Source organism: uncultured Microbacterium sp. (assembly GCF_947632095.1).
In the GTDB taxonomy this organism is placed as follows: domain Bacteria; phylum Actinomycetota; class Actinomycetes; order Actinomycetales; family Microbacteriaceae; genus Microbacterium.
Window position 1 is genome coordinate 1 of the sequence record NZ_CANROA010000079.1, and the last position, 4,856, is coordinate 4,856.

The 4,856-nt window shown below is 67.2% G+C and carries 4 protein-coding genes and 1 pseudogene; 2 read left to right on the forward strand and 3 right to left on the reverse strand.

Annotated features, from left to right (window positions below):
• Together Q0Z66_RS11870 and Q0Z66_RS11875 are read right to left on the reverse strand one after the other, a co-directional pair.
• A partial coding sequence (locus Q0Z66_RS11870; protein ID WP_298041423.1) for an ATP-dependent helicase occupies window positions 1-1,601 on the reverse strand: 1,601 nt, incomplete at its 3' end.
• A 46-nt stretch (window positions 1,602-1,647) separates the two neighbouring features.
• On the reverse strand, window positions 1,648-2,634 hold the full coding sequence (locus Q0Z66_RS11875; RefSeq protein ID WP_298041426.1) for a glycerophosphodiester phosphodiesterase family protein: 987 nt from the start codon (window positions 2,632-2,634) through the stop codon (window positions 1,648-1,650).
• An 88-nt stretch (window positions 2,635-2,722) separates the two neighbouring features.
• Here Q0Z66_RS11875 and Q0Z66_RS11880 point away from each other — a divergent pair, with 88 nt between their 5' ends.
• The gene (locus Q0Z66_RS11880; RefSeq protein ID WP_298041427.1) at window positions 2,723-3,637 is read left to right on the forward strand and encodes a Bax inhibitor-1/YccA family protein; all 915 of its coding nucleotides are present in this window, start codon (window positions 2,723-2,725) and stop codon (window positions 3,635-3,637) included.
• A 55-nt stretch (window positions 3,638-3,692) separates the two neighbouring features.
• On the opposite strand, the pseudogene Q0Z66_RS11885 reads toward Q0Z66_RS11880, so the two are convergent.
• A pseudogene (locus Q0Z66_RS11885) lies at window positions 3,693-4,600 on the reverse strand (L-lactate dehydrogenase).
• 38 nt (window positions 4,601-4,638) lie between these two features.
• On the opposite strand from Q0Z66_RS11885, the gene Q0Z66_RS11890 reads away from it, so the two are divergent.
• On the forward strand, window positions 4,639-4,856 hold a 218-nt coding region (locus Q0Z66_RS11890), incomplete at its 3' end, for a transposase (protein ID WP_298041429.1).

Sequence of the window (4,856 nt, forward strand, 5' to 3'; positions counted from 1 at the left end):
AGCCCCTCGGCCACGGCGGTCGCGGGCGGCACCTCGCCGGAGGCGGGGAGCAGGATCTCGGTGGCCTCGTTCAGCACAGCGTCGAGCTTGCCGATCGCGCCCTGGATCTTCGGGCCGACGCCCAGCTGCGAGGGTGCGGACAGCGCAGCGCGGAAGCTGATGCCGTTCGTCTCGGCGAAGCGGGCGATCGCGGTCTCGGTGACGTCGCCGATGCCGCGGCGCGGCTTGTTGAGGATGCGCCGCACCGACATGTCGTCGGCGGGGTTGACGACCGCGATCAGGTAGGCGAGCGCGTCCTTGATCTCGGCGCGGTCGTAAAACTTCGTGCCGCCCATGATCTTGTAGGGGACGGCCGAGCGGATGAAGATCTCCTCGAGCGCGCGCGACTGCGAGTTGGTCCGGTAGAAGACCGCCATCTCGGAATAGGGGACGCCGGCGCGGCGCAGGGTCTCGACCTCATCGGCGACGAACTGCGCCTCGTCGTGCTGCGAGTAACCGGTGAAGCCGATGATCTTGTCCCCGGCCCCCTTGTCGCTCCACAGCTTCTTCTCCTTGCGGTCGAAGTTGTTGCCGATCACGGCGTTGGCCGCCGAGAGGATGTTCTGCGTCGAGCGGTAGTTCTGCTCGAGCAGAACGACCTTCGCCCCGGGGAAATCACGCTCGAACTCGCTGATGTTGCGGATATCGGCACCGCGGAAGGCATAGATCGACTGGTCGGAGTCGCCGACCACGGTCAGGGACGCCCCGGCGGTGTCCGGGGATGCCGGAGCAGGAGCGTCGAAGATCATCATTCCGCTGTCGCCATAGGACTCCGCCGCGGTCTCGCCCGAGACCGGCCGGGTGAGCTCGTGGATGAGCGAGTACTGCGCGTGGTTCGTGTCTTGATACTCATCGACGAGGATGTGACGGAAACGGCGACGGTAGACGTCGGCGACGTGCGGGAACGCACGGAAGAGGTAGACGGTCTGGCCGATCAGGTCATCGAAGTCGAAGGCGTTCGCCTTGCGCAGATTGCGCTGGTAATCGGAGAAAATCTCGACGAACAGGCGCTCGGCTGGATCGCTCATGTTCGCGTCGCGCGCATAGGATTCGGCATCCGCCAGCTCGTTCTTGAGCTTGGAGATGCGCGACTGCACGGATGCCGGGGTCAGGCCGTAGGCGTCGGCCTGGTGCTCTTTCACGAGGCGCTTGATCAGCGCGCGTGAGTCGCCCGAATCATAGATCGTGAACGACTTCGTGAACCCGAAGTGCTCGGCCTCGCGGCGGAGGATGCGCACGCAGGCGGAGTGGAACGTCGAGATCCACATGCCTCGGGCGGCCTCGCCCACGATGCCCTCGACGCGCTCGCGCATCTCGCCCGCTGCCTTGTTCGTGAAGGTGATCGCGAGGATCTGGCTCGGCCATGCCTCGCGATTGCGAAGCAGCAGTGCGATGCGCCGGGTGAGGACGCTCGTCTTGCCGGAACCGGCACCGGCGACGATGAGCAGGGCGGGCCCGCGGTGTGTCACCGCCTCGAGCTGCTGCGGGTTCAGGCCTGCGGTGAGGTCGTCGGAACCCGCCGATTCGGCGGTGGGGGGAACGATGAGAGGCGCGTCGGTCATGTCACCATCGAGTCTAGGCGGCGGCACCGACATCGACGGCGCGGCCTCAGCCCCGGAAGAAGGCCACCCCGAGATCGGCGTGATCGACGAAGACGCCGTCGATCCCGGTCGCGGCGATCGCCGCCCACTCCGATTCATAGTTCCCGAAGGCGCTCTTGCCTCCGCCGGTGCGGAACTCGGCCGACAGATAGGCGTTCTCGGGCCGCGCGGTCCAGGTGAACACCTTCAGCCCCCGGGCGTGTGCGTCGGCCACGATCGTGTTGCCGTTCGCCAGGAGCATCTTCTTGTTCACGCTGATGCCGTCGACGACGCCGACGAGGCGGTCCAGGCCTCCGGCCGTGACGATCGCCTTGTACGGGTCGGCGCGCTTGCCGTGCACGACGAGCTGGTCGTAGGGTCGGCCGGATGCCTCGATCAGGTAGATGTACGAAGCGGCGATGCCCTCGCGGCGCAGATCGCCGAGCACGGTCGACTCGAAGGACTCGATGGTCAGCGGCAGCTCACCCGCCGCCCACCCACCCGCACGCAGATCGCGGGCGATGAGAGGCGCGAGATCGAGCCCGATGCTCGCGAAGTAGGTGGCGTGCTTCACCTCGAGGACGATCCCGATCTCGCGCCCGTGCTCGGCGGATGCCGCGCGCACCAGATCGAGCAGATCCGTCAGCCGCAGCATCGGCTGGGTGTCGTCGAAGCTCGCGCTGGACCGGCGCAGTGCGGGCAGGCGCTCGCGCACGCGCAGCGTGGAGAGCTCCGCCCAGGTGAAGTCCTCGGTGAACCACCCGGTCAGCGACTGCCCGTCGATGCGCTTGGTGGCCCGGCGTTCGGCGAATTCGAGGTGATCGGCGACATCGGTCGTGCCCGAGATCTCGTTCTCGTGGCGGAGGACGAGCACCCCGTCCTTCGTCGCGACGACATCGGGCTCGACGGCGTCCACCCCCATCGCGAGAGCCAGCTCGTAGGAGGACCGGCTGTGCTCCGGACGATAGCCCGGCGCTCCCCGATGGCCGATGACGAGAGGAGACTTCCTGGGCATGATCTCAGCGTAGATCACCCCGCGCATAGCATCCGCCGGTATCGTTGAGCCAAGCGACCTTCAACCACCTTCGGAGTGAGGCCCACCCATGAGCAATTTCGCCTTCAACAACCCGGCTTTCCAGAAGCAGGACCCGCGCAACGTCGCCACCTACCCGGGTGCCCCCGGAGCCGTTCCCGGCGTCCAGGGCGCGCAGACGGCGTCGTTCCAGCATGCGGCGATGGATGCCGCGGCCAATGCCCAGCTCGAGGGCATGTACGCCGCTCCTCCCGCCGGCGCCATCGAGACCGACCGCATGACGGTCGAGGACACCGTGTGGAAGACCGCCGGCCTCTTCGGAGTCCTGCTGGTCACCGCCATCGTCGGCTGGGTCTGGACGCTGAGCTCGATCCCGACGACCGGTCAGCCGAACATGATGCCGTGGATCCTCGGCGCGCTCGGCGGATTCATCCTCGCGATGGTCGTCACCTTCACCTCGCGCAAGAAGGTGCGCCCCGCGCTGATCTTCGGATACGCAGCCCTCGAAGGCCTCTTCGTCGGCGGCATCTCGGCCTACTTCGAGGCGATCTGGCCCGGCATCGTCATGCAGGCGACCCTCGCGACCGTCGCGGTCGTCGGTGTGACCCTCGCCCTCTTCGCCAGCGGAAAGATCCGCGCATCGGCCAAGATGACGAAGATCGTCATGATCGCCATGCTCGGATACCTCGTCTTCTCGGTTCTGAACCTCATCCTCATGTGGACCAACGTCCTGCCCGCCGGTAGCGCCTTCGGCCTGTACAGCACGAAGGTCGCCGGCATCCCGCTGGGCCTGATCATCGGCATGCTCGTCGTCTTCATGGCGGCCTACTCGCTGGTCATGGACTTCGACCAGATCCAGCAGGGCGTGCGCAACGGCGCACCCCGCCAGTTCGGCTGGGTCGGCGCTTTCGGCATCATGGTCACGGTCGTGTGGCTCTACGTCGAGATCCTGCGCATCATCGCGATCCTGCGCGGAAGCGACTGACCCCTCCGCACTGAGAAGGCCCCGTCTCCTCGAGACGGGGCCTTCTGCATTCGCTCTACCGGAGAGCGCCGAGCGAAGCTCGGATCGCTGCGGCGCTGGCCTGCAGCAGGGCTTCCTGTTCGGCCGACATCGGCGTCTCCGCCAGCGGGTGCACGCCGGCCGCCGACACCACGGAGGGCACCGAGAGCGCGACGCCGCTGATCCCGTGCACCCTGTCGAGCACCGTCGCAAAACCGGCATCACCGCGTGCTCGTCGTGCAGCACCGCCTCCACGATGCGGGCGCAGCTCACGCCGATCGCGAGGTTCGTGGCGCCCTTGCCCCGGATCACCGCATATGCGGCATCCCTCACCTCCACCGCGATCTCGGTGAGCTCTTCGGCTGTGAAGGGCGCCTGCTCGCCGCGCCAGTCGAGGATGGGGACCGGCCCGATCCTCGCGTTCGGCCACAGCGGGAACTCGGTGTCGCCGTGCTCACCGACGATGTCCGCATGCACGCTCGCGGTGCTCACGCCGGCGCGCTCGGCGAGACGCCAGCGCAGGCGCGAAGTGTCGAGCACCGTGCCGGATCCGAAGATACGCGACGCCGGAAGGCCCGTCGCCCGCTGCGCGACGACCGTCATGACATCCGCCGGATTCGTGACGATGAGGAACACCGCATCCGGCGCGTGCTCGACGAGCATCGGCATGAGCGACTCGATGATCGCCGCATTCGTCGCTGCGAGCTCCATGCGCGTCTGCCCCGGCTTCTGCTTCGCCCCGGCCGTGACGACCATGACATCGCTGCCGTCGATGACAGCAGGGTCCGAGCCCCCGCTGACCGACGGGCCGGTGAACTGCGTGCCGTGGGAGAGGTCGAGCACCTCGGCATCCACCTTCTCCTGGGCGATGTCGAACAGGGCGACCTCACCCGCGCTCCCCCGGATGAGCGCCGGGGCGTGAGGAACGGATCGGTGACAACTGATCGTTAGTGCTGGGAGGCGCTGGCGGGAAGGATGTCATCATGCCTGGTCCCTATCCCCAAGAGTTCCGCGAGGATGTCGTCGCGGTCGCGCGGCGCCGTGAGAGCGGCGTCACCATCAAGCAGATCGCCACCGACTTCGGTATCAGCGAGGCGACCCTGCAGAACTGGCTCCGCCAAGCCGATGTCGAGGAAGGGAATCGGCCTGGCCAGACCGCGGCTGACGCGGCGGAAGCTCGCGAGTTGAAGAAGCGGATCCG

What these genes read in the sequence shown, in the direction of transcription:
- Q0Z66_RS11875 (WP_298041426.1), bottom strand. Translation starts at nt 2,634, where the DNA reads ATGCCCAGGAAGTCTCCTCTCGTCATCGGCCATCGGGGAGCGCCGGGC.
- Q0Z66_RS11880 (WP_298041427.1), top strand. Translation starts at nt 2,723, where the DNA reads ATGAGCAATTTCGCCTTCAACAACCCGGCTTTCCAGAAGCAGGACCCG.